Origin of the sequence: Marinoscillum furvescens DSM 4134 (assembly GCF_003386095.1) — a bacterium.
GTDB classification, from domain to species: domain Bacteria; phylum Bacteroidota; class Bacteroidia; order Cytophagales; family Cyclobacteriaceae; genus Marinoscillum; species Marinoscillum furvescens.
On record NZ_QREG01000017.1, the window covers coordinates 46,649 to 66,659 of the forward strand.

Genomic DNA, 20,011 nt, shown 5'->3' on the forward strand with positions numbered 1-20,011 from the left:
AGCTATTAAAAAGGCTAAATCCAGTGTCTTTTCTATTTTTACGGCATGAGCCAAAAACTGATCCATTACCTGGTTGCCGGAGTGTTTGCCCTTTTTGCTGCATTACAACTCAATGATCCCGACCCACTGCTGTGGGTGTTGTTGTATGGAGTGGTAGCTGTGGTAGCTGTATTGAAGGTGTTTTTGGTACAAATCAGCCTGAAGCCACTTATTACCACATTCATTGTCATATTTTTAGTCTATGCAGCTACTTACGTACCCAGCTTTTTAGATTTTCTAGACAGCTCCAATAAAGGAGATCTCGTAGGTAAAATGAAAGCGTCTACTCCGTGGATAGAAGGCACCCGCGAACTTCTCGGCCTGCTTATAGCCGTAGGAGGGTTGATCTATTTGAGGCAGTCTAAAGTGGCTTAGGATTAGTCTTTGTTTCTCACGTAAATGAGTTTGTGTCGGCTTCCTTTTTGCTCACGCTGCTCCACTTCAAATTTATTGATGGCCTGAATCATCGGAGTAAGTTTTTGAAAGCCAAAATTTCGAGAGTCGAAGTTTGGTTGTTTTTTCTGTAAAAGGCTACCCACATCCCCTAGAAATGCCCAGCCATCTTCATCCGCACAATCAGATATCGTGGTGCCAATCAGTCGAATGATTTTAGCGGTGATTTTTTCATCATCGTTTTTCTTCGTTCCTGAGGATTTGTCAGTAGCGGTATCCTTTTCTGAGTTTTTCTTAAGGATTTCGATGTAAATGAAGCGATCACAGGCCACGATAAAGGGCTCGGGAGTTTTCTTTTCGCCTATGCCCATTACCAGCATGCCGGCCTCACGCAAGCGAGTGGCCAGACGTGTGAAATCACTGTCGCTAGATACCAGGCAAAACCCACTCACCTTACCGGAGTAGAGGATGTCCATCGCATCGATGATCATGGCCGAATCCGTAGCATTTTTTCCTGTAGTATAAGCATACTGCTGGATAGGGGTGAGCGCATTTTCCAACAGCATTGACTTCCACTTGGAAAGATTGGGCTTGGTCCAATCGCCATAGATTCTTTTGATGGTCGGGTTGCCATACTTGGCTATCTCCTCCATCATTTCTTTTACGTGAGCGGAGGGAATGTTGTCACCGTCTATTAAGACGGCAAGATTTATGTCTTTATTCATGGCATTTAAACTTGCTGGGGTGACGAAAGTTTTTGTATCAGCTTAAAACCAGAAAATACCACCCAAAAGAGGTTGACTACTACGAAAGGATAGGCTCCATTGACATAAGCATTGTAAAGTAGCAATGCAGAGCCAATGAGGTTGAGGAGTAAATAAGGATAAGATCCTGGAGTGATTTTCTGGAAAATGTTGAGGACAAAGCCTACAAGGAGTGAGCCGGCACCTAGCCAGCCAATGAGTTCTATGATGTTCATTTATAGGGTGTAGCAATAAAAAAGACAGCTTACGCTGCCTTGGGTTTTACATTTGTTACCGAGTTATTTTGGAGGAGTTACATTACCTCCTGTTACGTCAGCTTTCATAATTTTAAGGGGATTTTTTTGTAATTTAATTAATATTTAGTGGATCATCAAATTCGTTTGAATGTGGCACCACTGGCAAATTCCTTTTTGTCGATAACACTCGTTTTATACGTATAGTTTTCTGTTTTGATTTTTCTTAGTCCAGTAAAACCATTTTTGCATGAAATGGTGAGGCGATAATAAGAACTGTCCTTTTTATCAGACAAAACAGAAAAAATATCTTCACCTTCCTCGATCGTATATACGATTGCAAAGGTATTGCCATTTTTCCGAGATTCAAGGTTATACATCGATGGTAAATACTCTAGATATGCGATGGTTGTAGGGATATCGTTTACTTCAACATTTCGTTTGCCGTTGTTTGCTTTTATCGGGGTTACTTTAGTGAAAATAGCCCTTACTTCGTAGGCTGCAAATAAGCTGGAATTGTAAATTTTCAGGCGATATTTCCCATCATCATACCGTAATATTTTGGGAGATATTTCGATTATCGGTGTTAGAATGATGTAAAAGATAAAAATGATTACTGAAGTTGTAATTCCTCCAATTACTTCAGAAATAAGCCCATCTATAGAATAATCCTCATAGAAGGTAACAATTAAGTGAATGATGTATTGGCGTGAAAAGTAAAAAGCAAATAGTACAAAGACTATGATTAAACCCCTCTTCAGGTAGTTAGGTATTCTCATTGGTGTCAGAGGTTTCTTCTTAGAAAGGGAAAATAATCAACCTAACTGTTTTTTACAAAGATTTTTCCTCTGCTCGGGTAGTACTTGTCGAACAGGTAGTAGTTGATACCGTCTTTTAGTCCTACATCTGGTACTACTATAGACGAAGCGTTTGCAGCTAGCATAGCATGTACATAGATTTCGGATGCGGGAATGATCACATCTGCTCGATCCGGGTTGAGCTGTAGTCGGTTGAGGCGCTCTTCTAGCGTGAGGTTTCTGAGGTAATCCTGTACCCGCATTACGCTATTGAGTGACATTTTACGCTTGGCAGCCCGAGGCGATAATTCATAGATTTTATTGATGTTGCCCCCCGTGCCTATGGCGGTTACTTTCTCTTTGTGGCCTTTGAGCTGCTCTTTCACCCACGCTTCTATTTCCTTCCAGACTTTAGGTGAGTCATGATGCTCCAGCCGTCGTACTGACCCGATCTTGAATGACTTGGAAATCACTTTTTTTTGTTTGTAGTAAAAGTTGAGTTCCGTACTACCACCTCCCACATCTATATGCAGATAAGTCTTATCATCCAGGTCCAGGCTGATGACTGAGTTGATCATTTCGGCCTCTTTGGCACCCGAAATGATGTTGATTTTGACTCCTGTCTCTTCGAGCGTTCGGGCAGTGAGCTCTTTGCCATTTTTGGATTCTCTCATGGCAGAGGTAGCACACCCAAAGTAGTGATCCACCTCATAGAGGTCTATTAGATTCTTGTAGGCACCCATCAGCTTCAGGAATTTTTCCTGATTAGCTTCGGTGATATACTTATGCGTGAATACATCGTGTCCCAAACGAAGCGGAAAACGCACGTATTGAAGTTTTTTGAAGGTTATCAGCTGCTCGTATTCGATGACTTTCGTAATCTGAAGGCGGATGGCATTGGAGCCAATATCTATAGCTGCTAGTCTCATTCAGAACCTCTGGTTTGGGTGATAGGAAGTTTTTTGCTCGGCCCGTAAAAATACTTTTTTCAATTTGTCATCAACTCAATTGATCAGATTTTTATTCTATGGATTGGCGTGTATATTTGCAGCCACATTTATCGAGAAAGGCTGAGGGACTGGGCCCTATGAAGCCTTGGCAACCTTTCCTGACATACCCCGTCAGGATTTCGGTGCCACTTCCCATCCCGAATTTGAGTTCGGGAGAGATAAGTGATCCACTCTTTGGTACCTTTCTCCATATAAATGTCTAAACGAGCAGAAGATGAACAAGCTGATAGACATTGCGCAACAACGCATTTTAGTATTGGATGGAGCCATGGGTACCATGATCCAACGCTACAAACTGGAAGAAGAAGATTTTAGAAATGATGACCTTAAGGATCATTCAGAATCCCTCAAGGGGAACAATGATTTGTTGTCCATAACCCGGCCGGATGTGATTCGAGAAATACATGCCGCTTATTTCGCGGCAGGTGCGGATATTGCTGAGACCAACACGTTTAGCAGTACTACCATTGCCCAGGCGGACTATAAGCTGGAGCACCTTGCGTATGAACTCAACTACCAAAGTGCGAAAATAGCGCGTGAAGTAGCCGACGAGTTTACTGCTAAAGAACCCCAGAAGCCACGCTTCGTAGCTGGGTCCATTGGGCCCACCAATAGAACTGCGTCTCTTTCTCCAGATGTAAACGATCCCGGGTATCGGGCAGTGACTTTTGACGAACTGAAGGTAGCTTATCGCGAGCAGGTTAGGGGACTATTAGATGGAGGATCCGATGTGCTGCTGGTGGAAACTGTTTTTGATACGCTCAATGCCAAAGCAGCATTGATGGCCATAGATGAAGAATGCCAGGAACGGGGTGTAACAGTACCCATCATGGTGTCTGGTACCATTACCGATGCATCAGGGCGCACGCTTTCCGGGCAAACTGCCGAAGCATTTCTGATATCTATATCTCACATGCCGCTACTGAGTGTAGGCCTCAACTGCGCACTGGGTGCTAGCCAGCTTCGACCTTACCTGCAGACACTTTCAGATCACAGTGACTTTCTGGTGAGTGCCCACCCAAACGCGGGCCTTCCCAATGAGTTTGGTGAATACGATCAAACTGCCACAGAAATGGCCGCAGAGGTAGAGGAGTACCTGAAAGCTAACCTGGTGAACATACTCGGTGGGTGCTGTGGTACCACTCCAGATCACATCAGCGCTATAGCGGCAGTGGCCTCCAAATACCAGCCCCGTCAGCTAAACGTATTGCAAAACTAAATCAGTGCTGATACCAAATTTTTTATTTGTACACATCGCATGAGCATACAAACCAACGATACTATAAAACCACTTAAGCTATCAGGGTTAGAGCCTTTGGTGATTACCCCTGAAGCCAATTTTGTCAATGTAGGTGAGCGTACCAACGTGACGGGTTCGGCGCGATTTAAACGCCTGATCCTCGAAGAACAATACGATACCGCTCTGGAAGTAGCACTGGATCAGGTACGAGGTGGCGCGCAGATTTTGGATGTAAACATGGACGAGGGCATGCTGGACGGCAAAGCTGCCATGGTGAAATTTCTAAATCTCATAGCCTCTGAGCCGGAAATTGCGCGAATTCCTATCATGATCGACTCTTCTAAGTGGGAAATCATTGAGGCAGGACTGCAATGCGTCCAAGGTAAAGGTGTAGTCAACTCGATCTCGCTAAAGGAAGGAGAGGAGCCATTTATCTATCAGGCCAACAAAATCCGGCAATATGGAGCTGCAGTAGTAGTCATGGCATTTGATGAAGACGGACAGGCAGATACATACGAGCGAAGAATTGAAATCTGCAAGCGCTCCTATGACCTGCTGGTAGATAAGGTGGGCTTTGCGCGTGAAGATATCATTTTCGACCCGAATATCTTTCCTGTAGCTACGGGAATTGATGAGCACAACAACTACGCCGTTGACTTTTTTGAAGCCACCAAGTGGATCAAAGCCAACCTTCCGGGAGCTAAGGTTTCTGGTGGTGTGAGTAATGTTTCTTTCTCTTTCCGAGGCAATAATGTGGTGCGCGAAGCGATGCACTCAGCCTTTCTATACCACGGCATCAAGGCTGGTATGGACATGGGAATCGTCAATGCGGGGATGATCGAAGTGTATGATGAAATTCCTAAAGACCTGCTAGAGCACGTGGAAGATGTGCTGCTCAACCGCCGGGATGATGCCACTGAGCGTTTGCTCGCATTCGCTGAAAAAGTCAAAGGAAAAGGGAAGGTTAAAGTAGAAGATACGGCCTGGCGAGAAGGCACTGTAGAGGAGCGTCTCAAGCATGCGTTGGTTAAGGGTATCATTGATTATATCGAAGAAGATACCGAGGAGGCACGCCAAAATTACGACAAGCCCCTGCATGTGATCGAAGGTCCGCTGATGGACGGTATGAATGTGGTAGGAGACTTGTTTGGAGCAGGTAAGATGTTTTTGCCGCAAGTAGTAAAAAGTGCCAGGGTGATGAAAAAATCCGTGGCGTATCTGATCCCGTTTCTGGAGGAAGAGAAAAAACGCTCTGGAAATACGGCAAGCAGCAAAGGCAAAATTTTGCTGGCTACTGTGAAAGGTGACGTGCATGATATTGGCAAAAACATAGTAGGTGTAGTACTGGCGTGCAACAACTATGATATAGTGGATCTGGGTGTTATGGTGCCTGCAGAGAAAATATTGGATGAAGCCGAAAAGCAGGGTGCAGACATCATCGGACTAAGCGGGCTCATTACCCCGTCACTTGACGAGATGGTCAACGTGGCTGCTGAGATGGAGCGTAGAGGCATGGATAAGCCCTTGCTCATAGGTGGTGCCACTACCAGCCGCGTGCATACAGCAGTGAAGATTGCCCCTAAGTTTACTGGTACAGTCATTCATGTGTTGGATGCCTCCAAAAGTGTAGGCGTAGCATCAGACCTGCTGGGGAGTAAAAAGGATGCCCTGGTGGAGTCTGTGAGAGAAGAATATGAAGCTGTGCGTGAAGCACATGCCAATAAGCAATCGGAAAAAGAGCACGTGAGCCTTGCTGTGGCTAAAGCCAATAAAGCCGCCATCAACTGGGATGACTATGAGGTGCCTGTGCCAAAACAACAGGGTATTACGGTATTTGAAGACGTGTCGCTTGCCGAGCTTAGAAACTACATTGATTGGACGCCATTTTTTAGCACCTGGATGCTCAAAGGAAAGTACCCGAGGATTTTTGAAAATCCCACTGTGGGGAAAGAAGCCAGGAAACTCTATGATGAAGCCAATGCGATGATTGATCAGGTGATTGCTGATGGATCACTCACGGCACGGGCAGTAGTAGGGCTTTTCCCTGCCAATGCGGAGGGAGAAGATGTTCAGCTCGAGAATGGAACCAAATTCCACTTTTTGCGACAGCAAGGTAAGAAAGGGAAAGGCGTGCCCAACCTCAGCCTTTCCGATTTTGTGGCTCCTAAAGCCACAGGCAAGCAAGATTACATGGGTGGTTTTGCTGTATCTATTTTTGGGGCCAAAGAGATCGCCGAAAAATTTGAGAAGGACCATGATGACTACTCGTCTATCATGATCAAAGCCGTGGCAGACCGATTTGCCGAGGCCCTTGCAGAAATGATGCACGAAAAGGTGCGGAAGGAATTGTGGGGCTATGCTACCAGTGAGTCGTTTGACAATGAGTCACTCATCAAAGAAAAGTATCAGGGCATAAGGCCAGCCCCTGGCTATCCGGCATGTCCGGATCACACCGAAAAGCCCACACTTTTTGATTTGCTAGAGGCAGAAAAACACATTGGAATCAAGCTTACAGAAAGCAACGCCATGTACCCGGCATCTTCTGTGAGTGGGTTTTATTTCGCACATCCAGAATCCAAATATTTTGGACTGGGGAAAATTTACAAAGATCAGGTGGCGGACTATGCGCAGCGCAAAGGCATGACTGTGGAGGAAGTGGAGCAGTGGATGGCACCAAACCTGGGGTATTAACATAACGATCGATTTCAAACAAGAACCATGAAAGTAACCGAACATATAGCTAATGCCGATGGGAAGACGCTCTTCTCATTAGAAATTATTCCTCCTAAAAAAGGGGACAGTATCGAGTCCCTATTCGGACACATCGATCCGCTGATGGAGTTTAAGCCTCCATTTATAGATGTCACCTACCACCGCGAAGAATTTGTCTATAAAAACCGTGGCAATGGCCTGCTGGAGAAGAAAACCATCCGAAAACGACCAGGGACTGTAGGGATTTGTGCGGCTATAAAAAACCGATACGAAGTAGATCCAGTACCTCACATCATCTGTGGTGGATTTACCAAAGAGGAAACTGAAAACGCACTGATCGACCTCAATTTTCTGGGAATAGACAATGTACTTGTCCTCAGAGGGGATAGCATTGCAGAAGAAAAGACGTTCAAACCCGAGCCAGATGGCAATGCCTATGCCATAGATCTGGTCAATCAGGTGGTAAGCATGAACAATGCCCGCTATCTGGACGAAGAACTCCAAAATGCCGTGCCTACGAGCTTTTGTATAGGTGTAGCCGGATACCCGGAAAAACACTTCGAGGCTCCCAATATGAAGTCTGATTTGAAGTACCTCAAAGAAAAGATCGATCGCGGTGCGGAGTATATCGTAACGCAGATGTTTTTCGACAATCAGAAGTATTTTGATTTTGTGGAGCAGTGCAGGGCAGCATGTATTACTGTTCCTATTATTCCTGGACTAAAGCCAATCACCACAAAAGGTCACATGACGGTGCTTCCTAGCATTTTTCATATTGACATTCCAGATGACTTGTATGTAGAAATTGAAAAATGTAAAACCAATAAAGAGGTAAAAGAAGTAGGCATTGCCTGGGGGATCCAACAGTCCAAAGAACTAATGGATGCAGGAGTGCCTGTGCTCCACTATTACTCCATGGGTAAGTCTGATTCGGTGTACCGCATCGCGAAAGAGCTTTTCTGATACCTTTGTGGGCAAACAACACATACCCATGAAGATCATCGAATGCCCCAGAGATGCTATGCAGGGAATAAAGCAACAGATTCCTACTGCATTAAAGGTAAAGTATATCAACTCGCTACTAAAGGTAGGGTTTGATACCATAGACTTTGGAAGCTTTGTGTCGCCAAAAGCCATCCCACAGATGGCCGATACAGCGGAGGTACTCGCTCAGCTAGACCTATCAGCTACTACTAGCAAGCTGCTGGCTATTGTAGCTAATGTGCGAGGGGCGGAGACGGCTTGTGATTTTGAAGAGATACAGTACCTGGGGTTTCCTTTGTCACTATCGGAGACCTTTCAGCAGCGCAATACTAATCGGTCCATCGATACGGCATTTGATAACCTGGCCGAAATCCAGGAAATCTGTCAGATGGATGATAAAACGTTGGTGGTGTATCTGTCAATGGGTTTTGGTAACCCCTATGGTGATCCCTATGAGGTGAATTATGTAGGGGAGTTTGTGGAGCGGCTCGATGGTCTGGAGATAGGAGTGATTTCTTTGGCAGATACCATTGGAGTGGCTGAGCCCAAAATTATCTCGGAGTTGTTTACTGCGCTTATTCCAAAATTTCCACATGTGGAGTTTGGTGCACACCTGCACAGCACACCTGCGGCTGCAGCAGAAAAAGTGCAAGCGGCTTATGCATCTGGATGCAGGCGCATAGATGGTGCTTTGAAAGGGTTTGGCGGATGCCCCATGGCCAAAGATGAGTTGACAGGAAATATGGCTACTGAGCAAATTATAGCTTCTTTGGAAGAAGAGAATGTGCAGTTGGGACTTGATATGGAAGCGTTGAATAGATCGTTTGCAATAGCAAATGAGGTTTTTACAATTGGAAACGTTTAGCTTGGCGTGATTTTTTGATTCTATGAGTACAGACGCAATTATTGTTTTGATGGTCATTGGGGCTGCAGTGGTGTTGTTTGCTACTGAGTGGCTATCCATAGACCTGGTGGCTATCCTCATTATGGTCACGCTCACAGTCACTGGGGTGATCAGCACAGAGGAGGGCTTGTCTGGCTTTAGCAACCCGGCCACTATTACCGTGGCTTTCATGTTTGTGCTCAGTTATGCATTGCTCAAGACAGGCTCATTACAGCGGATAGGCCCTTACCTCGGTCCGATCTTCAAAAAGAATTTTAACCTGGGCATACTCATTATGATGATGTTCATAGGGGTGGTGTCCGCATTTATCAATAATACGCCCATTGTGGCTATGTTTATTCCCGTGATGGTATCTGTAGCCAACCTGTCTGGCTATAGCCCTAGCAAGCTGCTAATCCCACTGAGCTACGCTTCCATTTTCGGGGGAATGTGCACCATGATCGGTACCTCCACCAACATGTTGGTGAGTGGCATAGCCGTGAAGAACGGTCTAGATGATTTTCCAATGTTTTTGAGTGCTCCGGTGGGCATTGTCTTTATCGTGGTTGGAGCCATATACATTTACTTTTTTGGTAAAAAGCTCTTGCCTGATCGTATCTCTGAAGAAAACCTCTCCAAAAAGTTTGGCATGCGTGATTACCTAACGGAGATTGAGGTACTGGACGAATCGGAGTTTGTAGGCCAGCGGATCATGGATTCTATACTAGCTACAGAGCTGGAAATTGATGTCATCGAGGTGCGTAGAAATGGCGGTACACTGTTTACGTTGCCCCCGGGAGATTTTGTGATCAAGCCAAAGGATGTACTGAAGGTGCGCTGTGATGTGGAGAAAATCAAAGCACTGAAAGATCGGCTGAAGGTGAATTTCAATACGGATGCCGTACGCATCAATGAAAATGAGATTCAAAAGGGAGACACCTCGATATTGGAGCTGATCATCACTTCTGGATCGGAGTTTGAAGGTAAAAACCTTCGTGAAATGGATTTTAGGAGGCGCTATCGGGCTATTCCTTTGGCCATCTTGCATCGGGAGGAAGTGGTGCACGAAAACTTACACAGCGTCCGCTTAAATGCCGGTGACGTGATTCTTACGGAAATCAAAACGCACCGTTTGCCCAACCTTAAGCGTCAGGAAATGACGCAAAAGAGTCCCTTTATCGTTTTGTCCGAAGAAGGGGTGATTGATTTTAACCGGAAGAAGTTTCTTACCGTTTTTGCCGTGATAGCCGGAGTGGTGGGGCTGGCTACAGCGGGCGTTATTCCAATTGTAATGTCCACATTGCTTGGAGCCATGGTACTGGTGCTATCCAAAACCATCAACATGCGTGAGGTGTATGAGTCCATCGAGTGGAAAATCATCTTTTTGCTTGCTGGAGCATTGAGCCTGGGAGTGGCCATGGTCAATAGTGGTCTGGCTTCTATTATATCCGATTTTCTAGTCAATGAGCTCGGGAACTACGGTCCGGTGGTGATACTTTCAGGTATGTATTTGACCACTTCATTGCTCACGGAAATCATGAGTAACAATGCGTCGGCAGCTTTGATCGCACCTATAGCCATTACCACAGCAGACAAGCTGGATGTGAGCCCATATCCTTTTTTGATTGCAGTGATGATCGCTGCTTCTGCTAGCTTCATGACGCCTATTGGGTATCACACCAATACTATGGTTTATACGGCAGGGCAGTATCGTTTTCGGGATTTTTTCAGAATTGGTGTTTGGCTCAACCTGGGCTTTTGGCTGATAGCCACATTTATCATTCCGTTGTTTTATCCGTTTTAGGCTACACGGTAGCGCTTGCCAGGCAGGGATTTGACTAACCCCTGAAACTCCAATCCAAGCAGGTTGCTGGCGAGCTGATTGAGGCTGATTTGTGTCCTCCACGCCAATTCGTCTACGGGGATGCCCTCGGGATGGTTTTGGAGTATTTCCATGATGCGGCGGTCTCCTTCTGGTAATGCTGACAAATCCGGCGCTTGCGGAGCGTTACCGTTTACCTGATCCCAGTTGAGGTGGTATTTGAGGTCTTTGATGCCGGTATAAATCAGTGCTTTTTGATTTCTGATGAGGTAGTTGCACCCTTCGGAGTACGTGTGCTCGAGTGTACCGGGCACGGCAAAGACAGTTTTGTTATAAGAGTCGGCTATGTTTGCCGTAATAAGGGCTCCACCTTTTTTGGCTGCTTCTACTACGACTACCGCATCGCACATGCCTGCAATGATTCGGTTTCGTGCTGGGAAGAAATGTGCCTCCGCTTTAATGCCCGGAGGATTTTCACTGATTAGTCCACCGGTTTCGAGCATTTCATCTGCATACTTTTTATGTGCTGAGGGGTAGAGTTTGTCTAGCCCACCGGCCAGTACGCCTATGGTAGGTACATGCTCTCGAAGAGCAGCACGATGCGCGGTAATATCTATACCATAGGCCAGACCGCTTACGATCACTACGTCCAGATCCTTGCACTCAGCTACAATTCGTTCGGTTACCGTGCGTCCATATTCCGTAGCATTTCTTGTGCCCACTATGGCCAGCACACGACTCCAGGCGTTGATGTTTCCTTTAGCATACAAGATATTGGGAGCATCAACGGCCTGTTTGAGTTTGGTAGGGTAGGTGCTGTCTGTAAAATGGTGGATACTGATGCCAGCTTTCTCACACCTGTTTAGAATGTCCTCAGCTTCTTTGAGTGGTTGCTCTGACTGAAGTAAGCTCAGCGTTTTGGGTCCAATCCCTGGTACTTTTGCTAATTTTTGTTTGGGTGCCTTAAAGATTTCCGAGGCAGAACCGCAGTAAGCAATAAGGTTTTTAGCTGTAACATCACCTATTCCTGGCAGAAGCTCCAGGGCTACCTGATACAGCTGCTCGCTCATCGGTCAGTCCAGTTGTTGTTTTAGGGTAACTAAAAAGTTGCGAACGTTTTTCAAAGAATGAATCAGCTCAATTTTATTAGAGGCTGCTTCCACATCGTTTTTGATGAAATCTCTTGCTCCCTGCAATGTGAAGCCCCGTTCTTTCACCAGATAGTAAATGAGCTTTACGTTTTTGATGTCCTCTTTGGTAAACTGCCGATTGCCTTTACGGTTTTTCTTAGGTTTAATGATATCGAATTCACCCTCCCAGAATCGGATGAGCGAAGTAGCCACTCCCAGTTGTTCGGCTACTTCACCTATGGTGAAGTACTTTTTTTCGATTTCTTTTTCCTTATAAGGCACGGTGAAAATTTTCAGTTTTGAATATAGATAATTCTACCCGTATCGTCAACGGTTATCGGATTTTCAGGGAAATCTTCATCCGTTAATTGACGAATGGACCGCATAGCACGGAGCGCTGCATCTTTCTGAGGTCCATAACTATAGGACTGACGAAAAGAATGAATTTGCCCCGATAAAAACTTTCCTTCAGCATTGGTCTTTACTTCCAGTACTGGAGCTTCTGCGTTGGGTCCTCTAAGATTAAACCTACCGTAGGTCAAAAAATTGCCAAGTGAATAAGCAATCATTCGGTTTTTGTATACTTCTATGCCTCGCACCACATGTGGGCCGTGGCCAAAAATGATGTCAGCTCCTGCGTCGATCATTTGGTGGCTAAATGCATAAATATTCCCCCTGTTTTCTCCATAGTAATATTCAGTCTCACGAGTTACGTGCATGTTTTTTGATCCCTCAGCTCCTCCATGGATGGAGACCACTACAATGTCAGTGAGACTATCCAGGTGATTAACGATGCTTTTCGCCCTTTGTTCGTCATAAAATGTTAAAGTCCCTCTGTTAGGTGCAAAGGCGACCAGGCCAATTTTGAGGTGTCCAATTTTCGTAATAGTATAGGGTCGCTCAGTAGATCCGGCTGCTGCTATCCCGAGAGAATCCAACGTGCGGAGGGTGCTGGCTCTTCCCGGGGCACCGAAATCATTTGCGTGATTGTTGGCAAGGCTAATTAAGTCAAAACCAGCATCTACCAGGTTGGAGGTAAGCCTTACCGGCATTTTGAATAAGTAACAAGCCTTCGGGTTGCTGCAGTTTTTCTGGTCGCCCTTGCCATCCAGTACTGTTCCTTCCAGGTTGCCAAAGGTGATGTCAGCAGACCTAAGCAGCTCACGACTGTCATCCCACAGGTATTCGCCGTTTGCCTTGGGTAGGTAGCTGGTATTAGGGAATTTAGTGCCCATCATGATGTCTCCTACCGCAGCAAAAGTGACCGTGTCAGGCAGAAGCCGGTAAACTGCTATATCTACTTCTTGAAACAGGCTGTCCAGCGTGTCTCCATTTTGAGTAATGAGTAATGGAGTTGTTATCTTTTCCAGGGTGTCCAACCGAGTAGTATCAGGGAGGTTGACCACTTTAGTGTCAGAGGATGCTGTGGGGGTACTTACCTTACACTGGCTGAGCAGTAAGGCCAATAATACGGCGAAGCAACTATGTGAGAACTTTTTGAGCATGGGAAATGTCTTGATCGCAAAAATAGTCTTTCAAGACATGCAGCCTTCTACGAGTTTTCCACATTTTTTAGACAAAAAATAGCGGAGCATAAAAAAAACGACCCACAATAGAGTCGCTTTCTTATATAATAGTGATCAAACAATTCTGCTTAGTATGAGCCCAGAGCCTGGTTTTCGATGGCAGCTAAGCGAAGGACTTCTTCGTACTCGTCCGGATCTATGTCTTTGTAGAAATAATGGACCGGATCCACAGGTTTGCCGTCTATCTTCACCTCATAGTGTAGGTGAGGAGCGGTGGATTTACCTGTATTGCCTGAGTAAGCTATGAGCTCGCCTCGTTTCACTTTCTGGCCTCTTTTTACCACAAACTCACTTAGGTGAGCATATTTGGTGGTGTAGCCAAAACCATGGTCTATTTCTATTTGCTTTCCGTATCCGGTATAGCTAGATCGAGTGAATTTTACTGTACCATCACCAGTGGCATAGATTGGTGTGCCTTGAGGTAATGAGAAGTCTACACCATTGTGAGGTTTTCTTACCTTTAGGATGGGGTCTATTCGGTAGCCAAATCCACTAGAGAGGCGTTTGAGGTTTTCGTTGCTCACAGGCTGTATGGCAGGTAAAGATGCGAGTAGCAATTCTTTGTCTTTGGCCAGCGCCATGATCTCGTCATAAGATTTGGTCTGGATATACATTTGCTTTTTGAGCTGGTCTATACGCTGATAGTTTTCCATGACGAGCTGCTCACGTTCCAAACCTTGATCTAGAAGGTTTTTATAGCGGTTAGCTCCACCAAATCCAGCGGTTCTTATCTCTTCCGGAATAGGCTCCACACCCATAATAACCCGGTAGATATTGTCATCGCGCTCTTGTAGGGATGCCAGCATTTCATTGGCATCATTTACCTCTTTGCTTAGCAGGTCATAATAGAGCCTGAGTTCTTCATTTTCCTTTCGGAGTAGGGCTTCTTCTGGCGACTCAAAGTACTTGATATATACAAATACAATCCCCACAGAAAGTAGCAGGGCAAGTGTCAAAAAGCCTAAAGCATTCCATATGATATCCCACGTAGATACTTTGATTCGTTCGTATCTACATGACTCAGTATCATAATAGTACTTAATTCTAGCCATAGGTCGATGTTAGGTTATTTTATTTTAGCTTTGCTCGGCTGGTCAGCAAGACTATCCGGCAAATTACGCGTTTTATGAGAATAAAACCAAATAATTGATTATAACTACTTAACGTTCAGTTACTTACATGGAATCTAAAGCTATTCGCGCTAAGTTTCTCGAGTTTTTTAATTCTAAATCACACAAGATAGTTCCCTCAGCTCCCATTGTGGTGCAAAATGATCCCACTTTGATGTTTACCAATGCTGGGATGAACCAGTTTAAAGATTACTTTTTGGGAAACAAAACTCCTGAGGCAAACAGGGTAGCGGATACGCAAAAATGCCTGAGAGTATCTGGTAAGCACAACGACCTGGAGGAAGTAGGGCTAGACACCTACCATCACACCATGTTTGAGATGCTGGGCAACTGGTCTTTTGGAGATTACTTCAAAAAAGAAGCTATCGAATGGGCCTGGGAATTTCTAACAGAAGTTTGTGGCTTGCCTGCTGATCGCATGTACGCCACTGTATTTGAGGGAGATCCATCTGATGGCCTAAAGGCAGATGAAGAGGCACGCGGATATTGGAAATCCATTATCCCTGAGGAGCGAATACTAAACGGTAACAAAAAAGATAATTTCTGGGAGATGGGAGATACGGGACCATGTGGCCCTTGCTCAGAAATTCATATAGACCTGCGGTCTGATGAAGAGGTGCAGAAAGTAAATGGTCGTGAACTGGTAAACCAGGATCATCCGCTAGTAGTGGAGATTTGGAACCTCGTTTTCATGCAGTTTAACCGCCAGGCTGACGGTAGTTTGAAAAACTTGCCTCAGCAGCATGTAGACACCGGTATGGGCTTTGAGCGGCTGGCTATGGCCGTGCAAGGCAAACAATCCAATTATGATACCGACGTTTTTCAGCCGTTGATCCAAATGGTAGCCAAGCGTGCAGGTGTTACGTATGGAAAAGATGAAAAAATTGATATCGCAATCCGCGTGATAGCTGATCATATCAGGGCGATTTCTTTTACCATCGCTGATGGGCAGCTGCCCGGAAACGCCAAGGCGGGCTATGTAATTCGCAGGATCCTTAGACGAGCGGTTCGGTATGGCTATACCTTCCTCAACTTCAAAGAGCCATTTCTTACAGATTTGGTGAGCTTGCTTGCAGATCAGTTTAAAGAAGTGTTTCCAGAATTGGATGCGCAGCGAGCATTTGTGGCAAAGGTGGTTCGTGAAGAAGAAGTTTCCTTCTTACGCACCCTCGATAAAGGCCTGAAACGTTTCGAAGGGATAAAAGCTGAAATGGATGGCAAAGTCATCGACGGTCAGAAAGCATTTGAGCTGTATGATACCTATGGCTTTCCTTTAGATCTTACTTCGCTGATCGCTCGTGAAAACGGGCTTTCGGTAGATGAATCGGCATTCCAGCAGGAAATGGAAAAGCAAAAGGCACGCTCGAAAAGTGCTGCACAGCAATCTACAGGTGACTGGATCGTAGTGCACGAAGCAGATACTTCTGAGTTTTTAGGCTATGAGCAGCTACAGGCTACATCTAAGATCACCCGATACAGAGAGGTAAAGCAAAAGAATAAATCCTTTTTTCAGATCGTCCTGGATCAGACACCCTTTTATGCAGAAAGTGGAGGCCAGGTAGGAGACACAGGTGTGCTGGAAACTGCGGACGAAAAAGTTGTCATTTTTGATACTAAAAAAGAAAATGACCTTATCGTGCATTATGCGAAAGCTTTGCCTAAAAACCTGGAAGCTACTTTTGAGGCAAAAGTAAATGCAACAAGGCGTAAACTTACTGAGAACAATCACTCAGCAACACACTTGTTACATGCAGCTTTGCGTGAAGTGCTGGGAGATCATGTGCAGCAAAAAGGCTCTTTGGTAAATGATGAAGTGCTTCGCTTTGATTTTTCGCATTTTGCCAAAGTCACAGATGAGGAGATTGCTCAGGTAGAGGCTATAGTCAATCGCAAGATTCGTGAAAACATAGCACTGGGAGAAAAGCGAAACGTCCCCATTGCTGAAGCACAGGAGATGGGAGCCATGGCCTTATTTGGTGAAAAGTACGGTGAGTTTGTTCGGGTAATTACCTTTGACCCTGAGTACTCTGTAGAGCTTTGTGGTGGTACACACGTGCCGGCTACAGGGCAGATAGGTTTGCTGAAAATAGTCAGTGAGAGTTCGGTAGCTGCTGGCGTGAGACGGGTAGAGGCCATCACTGCAGACAAGGCTGAGGCTTATGTACAAGGTCAGTTAAACCTACTCGCTGAGCTTAAAGAGCTCTTGAAAAACCCTAATGATCCTAAAAAGGCTGTAGCTTCACTGCTCGACGAGCGCAATCAGCTGCAAAAACAACTCGAAGAACTGAACCTGCAACAAGGAAGTGCCCTGAAAAAGGAGCTTCTGGATGCTGCACAGGAAATAAATGGTGTCCGGTTAATCACCCAGGAAGTAAAGTTGCCAGACGCCAATGTGCTAAAACAACTGTCATTTGAACTCAAAAATGAAGTTTCCAATGTACTGGTAGTGCTTGCTGCCAACCTGAACGAAAAACCAATGCTTAGCGTCATAATGGACGAGAGCCTGGTGAAAGCTCATGGACTCAATGCCGGAGAAATGGTGCGGGCTATGGCTAAAGAAATTCAGGGTGGAGGAGGCGGACAGCCATTTTATGCCACGGCTGGTGGTAAAAATGTGGCTGGTTTAGCTGCTGCACTTCAAGTAGGGAAACAACTTATTGGAGAAAAACTGAACACAGAGATCAAATGATTTCACCTGAAGTAAGGGCAAAGTATAAACTCGTAGTAGGGCTGGAGGTGCATGCGCAGCTGCAGACAGCTACGAAAATCTTTTCATCAGACAATAATTCCTTTGGGGACGCTCCCAATACGAATGTGAGTGTGATTTCTTTGGGGCATCCCGGAGTAATGCCAAAGCTGAACGAAAAAGCGGTGGAGTACGCGGTTCGCATGGGCTTAGCCTGTAATTGTGAAATTACCGAATACCAGTATTTCGATCGCAAAAATTACTTTTACCCGGATTTGCCAAAAGGCTATCAGATCACACAGGACAAAACCCCCATATGTGTCGGTGGTGAAGTGCCAGTAGTGTATGATGAAACCAAACACAGCACTGTAAAGCTCAATAGAATTCACCTCGAAGAAGATGCAGGCAAATCCATTCACCTGGAGGGAGAGCCTGATTCTTTGATAGATCTCAACAGGGCAGGAGTACCGCTGATCGAGATTGTAACCGAGCCTGTGATACACTCGCCTGAAGAAGCGGGTGCGTTTGTGGCGGAAGTTCGACGAATTGTAAGGTACTTGGGGATTTGTGATGGCAATATGGAGGAAGGTTCACTACGCTGTGATGCCAATGTGTCCATCATGCCAGTGGACGCTACCGAGCTCGGTCGCAAAGTGGAGCTCAAAAACATGAATTCCATCAAACATGTGATCAGAGCTATCTACCATGAGATGGACCGACAGATTCGCATGACCGAAAATGGAGAAGAAATCATCTCCGAGACGCGTACCTATGATGTGGCTACCGGAGATTCTACGGGTATGCGCACTAAAGAGGAGCTAAACGACTACCGGTATTTTCCAGAGCCAGACTTAAGTCCTCTGCATATTACAAAAGACTGGTTGGAGTCTGTTCGGTCTGCCATGCCTATGCTACCTGCTGGTTTCAGGGAAAAGTTTAGAAAAAGCTATGGCCTTAGCGAGTACGATGCTCAGGTAATTACAGATAGAAAAGAAATGGCTTACTTCTTTGAGTCCTTGTGTCAGGCCACAAACAATTACAAAGCTGCCGCAAACTGGACCATGGGACCAGTCAAATCTTATTTGAATGAAAGCGGTAAAACCATAGATCAGCTGCCCATTTCTGTAGAATCTTTAGCTGGAGTGATTACACTAGTGGAGAAAGGCACGGTGAGTTTCTCGGCTGCCAGTCAGCAGCTCTTTCCTTATTTATTGGAGCATGCAGAGGTATTACCAGATCAGGCTGCGGAAAAACTTAACCTGGTGCAGGATTCGGATTCAGATAGTATTCAGCCAATAATTGATGAAGTGATTGCTGCCAATCCAGCTAAAGTGAAAGAATACCTAAAAGGCAAAAAAGGATTGATCGGCATGTTTATGGGGGAAGTCATGAAGAAGACGAAAGGAAAGGTAGACCCCAAGGTGGCGAATAAACTTTTAAGAGAATCGTTAGAGACAGTAAAATAGTTAATATGAAGTCGATACAAACAGCATTAATAGTGCTCACACTTACAATTTTTATAAGCTCTTGTAATGATGGCGGGAGTAGTAGTGATGGAGTACGGGTATTTGGTAAAGTAGAAAACCCCATAGAAGGTGAGCAGGTTGTTTTCAGTGAGTTTAAAGACGGAGGGCTCTTGCCTTTAGATACTCCTACTGTAGACATGTCTGGAGCATTCGAATTTTTTGTATCAGCTGAAGGGCAAAGCTTCTATCGTTTGAACTTTTACAATCGACAGCAAATGAACCTGATCCTGGATGGTACTGAAGATGAAGTAGAGATCCTTTTGGAAGGAGACAATCCACAAGGGGAAGTTTCCGTCAAAGGGTCTAAGCACACGCAGTATTTGAAGCAGATAGAGGGAATGGTGCGCGATCAGCGACAAGACATACAGGACTTAAATCAGGAAGCCATTCAAGCTAGAATGGATAATGATCAGCAAACCCTTGAGCGCCTTACAAATGAATATTATGACTTGATGCGCGTGCGTCAGGGCGAACTCAAAGAGCTTATTTGGAATGTAACTCCTTCGTTAGCCGTATTCTATGGGTTGGAAAATTTGAGCATTGAAGAGAATTTTGAGTTTTACGATAGTGTAGCTCAAAAAATGAATGCCGGGCTACCTGAGCATGAGTTTACCAAACAGCTTGTAGCAAAGGTGGACGGTGCCCGAAAGCTGGCTGTAGGAGCTGAAGCTCCGGAGATAGAGTTGCCAAATCCTGATGGAGAGATGATTTCGCTGAGTTCGCTGAGAGGAAACTATGTGCTCGTCGATTTTTGGGCTGCCTGGTGCAAGCCATGTAGAGCCGAAAACCCTAATGTGGTAAGGTTGTACAATCAATACAAAAATGAAAACTTTGAAATCTTGGGCGTGTCTTTGGACAGAACAAAAGATGCCTGGGTAAAAGCCATCGAGCAAGATGGACTTCCGTGGAAGCATGTGTCGGACCTGAAGTATTTCAACTCAGAGGCCGCAGCTACTTATCAGATCTCAGCGATACCTGCTACTTACCTGATTGGTCCTGATGGTAAAATCATTGCCAAGGGGCTCAGAGGTGCAACGCTCAGAGCCAAGCTCGAAGAGATTTTTGGCTGATAAGCA

General features: G+C 45.3%; 17 protein-coding genes and 1 riboswitch. Of the genes, 9 read left to right on the forward strand and 8 right to left on the reverse strand.

The window, feature by feature from the left end:
- Positions 1-45 precede the first annotated feature (45 nt).
- Positions 46-414 (forward strand): transmembrane 220 family protein, encoded by a 369-nt coding sequence (locus C7460_RS16505; RefSeq protein ID WP_115869234.1) that lies wholly within the window; start codon positions 46-48, stop codon positions 412-414.
- 2 nt (positions 415-416) lie between these two features.
- On the opposite strand, the gene C7460_RS16510 is transcribed toward C7460_RS16505, so the two are convergent.
- The 4 genes from C7460_RS16510 to C7460_RS16525 all read right to left on the reverse strand — a co-directional run bounded on the left by C7460_RS16510 (position 417) and on the right by C7460_RS16525 (position 3,155).
- Positions 417-1,157 carry an NYN domain-containing protein gene (locus C7460_RS16510; protein ID WP_115869235.1) on the reverse strand — a complete coding sequence of 247 codons (741 nt, stop codon included), beginning with the start codon at positions 1,155-1,157 and terminating at the stop codon, positions 417-419.
- A gap of 5 nt (positions 1,158-1,162) precedes the next feature.
- Entirely contained in the window at positions 1,163-1,411 is a 249-nt protein-coding gene (locus tag C7460_RS16515; protein ID WP_115869236.1) for a CBU_0592 family membrane protein, read from the reverse strand.
- A gap of 155 nt (positions 1,412-1,566) precedes the next feature.
- Positions 1,567-2,208 (reverse strand): hypothetical protein, encoded by a 642-nt coding sequence (locus C7460_RS16520; RefSeq protein WP_115869237.1) that lies wholly within the window; start codon positions 2,206-2,208, stop codon positions 1,567-1,569.
- A gap of 41 nt (positions 2,209-2,249) precedes the next feature.
- Complete coding sequence (locus C7460_RS16525) at positions 2,250-3,155, reverse strand: Ppx/GppA phosphatase family protein (protein ID WP_115869238.1); 906 nt, start codon at positions 3,153-3,155, stop codon at positions 2,250-2,252.
- A 125-nt stretch (positions 3,156-3,280) separates the two neighbouring features.
- Positions 3,281-3,401: riboswitch (SAM riboswitch) on the forward strand.
- Positions 3,402-3,450: 49 nt separating this feature from the next.
- Between C7460_RS16525 and C7460_RS16530 the strand changes: the two genes are divergently transcribed.
- From C7460_RS16530 to C7460_RS16550, 5 genes are read left to right on the forward strand one after another with little or no spacing between them, the layout of a single operon-like run.
- Positions 3,451-4,455, forward strand: coding sequence for a homocysteine S-methyltransferase family protein (locus C7460_RS16530; protein ID WP_115869239.1), 1,005 nt, complete (start codon positions 3,451-3,453; stop codon positions 4,453-4,455).
- A 39-nt stretch (positions 4,456-4,494) separates the two neighbouring features.
- Positions 4,495-7,167, forward strand: a complete 2,673-nt coding sequence (gene metH, locus C7460_RS16535; RefSeq protein ID WP_115869240.1) for a methionine synthase — start codon at positions 4,495-4,497, stop codon at positions 7,165-7,167.
- Positions 7,168-7,194: 27 nt separating this feature from the next.
- Positions 7,195-8,151, forward strand: coding sequence for a methylenetetrahydrofolate reductase [NAD(P)H] (metF, locus tag C7460_RS16540; RefSeq protein WP_115869241.1), 957 nt, complete (start codon positions 7,195-7,197; stop codon positions 8,149-8,151).
- Between the two features lie 28 nt (positions 8,152-8,179).
- On the forward strand, positions 8,180-9,037 hold the full coding sequence (locus C7460_RS16545) for a hydroxymethylglutaryl-CoA lyase (protein WP_115869242.1): 858 nt from the start codon (positions 8,180-8,182) through the stop codon (positions 9,035-9,037).
- A 22-nt stretch (positions 9,038-9,059) separates the two neighbouring features.
- Entirely contained in the window at positions 9,060-10,859 is a 1,800-nt protein-coding gene (locus C7460_RS16550; protein WP_115869243.1) for an SLC13 family permease, read from the forward strand.
- Here the strand turns inward: C7460_RS16550 and dprA are convergent.
- The 4 genes from dprA to C7460_RS16570 form a co-directional block, all read right to left on the reverse strand.
- Positions 10,856-11,947 (reverse strand): DNA-processing protein DprA, encoded by a 1,092-nt coding sequence (gene dprA / locus C7460_RS16555; protein WP_115869244.1) that lies wholly within the window; start codon positions 11,945-11,947, stop codon positions 10,856-10,858. The genes C7460_RS16550 and dprA overlap by 4 nt on opposite strands.
- A 3-nt stretch (positions 11,948-11,950) precedes the next feature.
- Entirely contained in the window at positions 11,951-12,289 is a 339-nt protein-coding gene (locus C7460_RS16560) for a MerR family transcriptional regulator (protein ID WP_115869245.1), read from the reverse strand.
- An 11-nt stretch (positions 12,290-12,300) separates the two neighbouring features.
- Entirely contained in the window at positions 12,301-13,512 is a 1,212-nt protein-coding gene (locus C7460_RS16565; protein WP_115869246.1) for a CapA family protein, read from the reverse strand.
- Between the two features lie 149 nt (positions 13,513-13,661).
- Positions 13,662-14,645 (reverse strand): peptidoglycan DD-metalloendopeptidase family protein, encoded by a 984-nt coding sequence (locus C7460_RS16570; protein ID WP_115869247.1) that lies wholly within the window; start codon positions 14,643-14,645, stop codon positions 13,662-13,664.
- 127 nt (positions 14,646-14,772) lie between these two features.
- On the opposite strand from C7460_RS16570, the gene alaS reads away from it, so the two are divergent.
- Genes alaS through C7460_RS16585 form a run of 3 tightly spaced genes read left to right on the forward strand, consistent with a single transcriptional unit; the run spans position 14,773 to position 20,005 of the window.
- The gene (alaS, locus tag C7460_RS16575) at positions 14,773-17,412 is read left to right on the forward strand and encodes an alanine--tRNA ligase (protein ID WP_115869248.1); all 2,640 of its coding nucleotides are present in this window, start codon (positions 14,773-14,775) and stop codon (positions 17,410-17,412) included.
- Positions 17,409-18,875 carry an Asp-tRNA(Asn)/Glu-tRNA(Gln) amidotransferase subunit GatB gene (gatB, locus tag C7460_RS16580; protein ID WP_115869249.1) on the forward strand — a complete coding sequence of 489 codons (1,467 nt, stop codon included), beginning with the start codon at positions 17,409-17,411 and terminating at the stop codon, positions 18,873-18,875. The genes alaS and gatB overlap by 4 nt, the downstream gene beginning before the upstream one ends.
- A gap of 5 nt (positions 18,876-18,880) precedes the next feature.
- Positions 18,881-20,005 (forward strand): peroxiredoxin family protein, encoded by a 1,125-nt coding sequence (locus C7460_RS16585; protein WP_115869250.1) that lies wholly within the window; start codon positions 18,881-18,883, stop codon positions 20,003-20,005.
- Positions 20,006-20,011 lie beyond the last annotated feature (6 nt).

Coding starts and splice junctions, on each gene's coding strand:
- C7460_RS16515 (WP_115869236.1), bottom strand. CDS start 1,411: ATGAACATCATAGAACTCATTGGCTGGCTAGGTGCCGGCTCACTCCTT.
- metF (WP_115869241.1), top strand. CDS start 7,195: ATGAAAGTAACCGAACATATAGCTAATGCCGATGGGAAGACGCTCTTC.
- metH (WP_115869240.1), top strand. CDS start 4,495: ATGAGCATACAAACCAACGATACTATAAAACCACTTAAGCTATCAGGG.
- C7460_RS16530 (WP_115869239.1), top strand. CDS start 3,451: ATGAACAAGCTGATAGACATTGCGCAACAACGCATTTTAGTATTGGAT.
- C7460_RS16570 (WP_115869247.1), bottom strand. CDS start 14,645: ATGGCTAGAATTAAGTACTATTATGATACTGAGTCATGTAGATACGAA.
- C7460_RS16545 (WP_115869242.1), top strand. CDS start 8,180: ATGAAGATCATCGAATGCCCCAGAGATGCTATGCAGGGAATAAAGCAA.
- C7460_RS16525 (WP_115869238.1), bottom strand. CDS start 3,155: ATGAGACTAGCAGCTATAGATATTGGCTCCAATGCCATCCGCCTTCAG.
- C7460_RS16520 (WP_115869237.1), bottom strand. CDS start 2,208: ATGAGAATACCTAACTACCTGAAGAGGGGTTTAATCATAGTCTTTGTA.
- dprA (WP_115869244.1), bottom strand. CDS start 11,947: ATGAGCGAGCAGCTGTATCAGGTAGCCCTGGAGCTTCTGCCAGGAATA.
- alaS (WP_115869248.1), top strand. CDS start 14,773: ATGGAATCTAAAGCTATTCGCGCTAAGTTTCTCGAGTTTTTTAATTCT.
- C7460_RS16505 (WP_115869234.1), top strand. CDS start 46: ATGAGCCAAAAACTGATCCATTACCTGGTTGCCGGAGTGTTTGCCCTT.
- gatB (WP_115869249.1), top strand. CDS start 17,409: ATGATTTCACCTGAAGTAAGGGCAAAGTATAAACTCGTAGTAGGGCTG.
- C7460_RS16585 (WP_115869250.1), top strand. CDS start 18,881: ATGAAGTCGATACAAACAGCATTAATAGTGCTCACACTTACAATTTTT.
- C7460_RS16565 (WP_115869246.1), bottom strand. CDS start 13,512: ATGCTCAAAAAGTTCTCACATAGTTGCTTCGCCGTATTATTGGCCTTA.
- C7460_RS16550 (WP_115869243.1), top strand. CDS start 9,060: ATGAGTACAGACGCAATTATTGTTTTGATGGTCATTGGGGCTGCAGTG.
- C7460_RS16510 (WP_115869235.1), bottom strand. CDS start 1,157: ATGAATAAAGACATAAATCTTGCCGTCTTAATAGACGGTGACAACATT.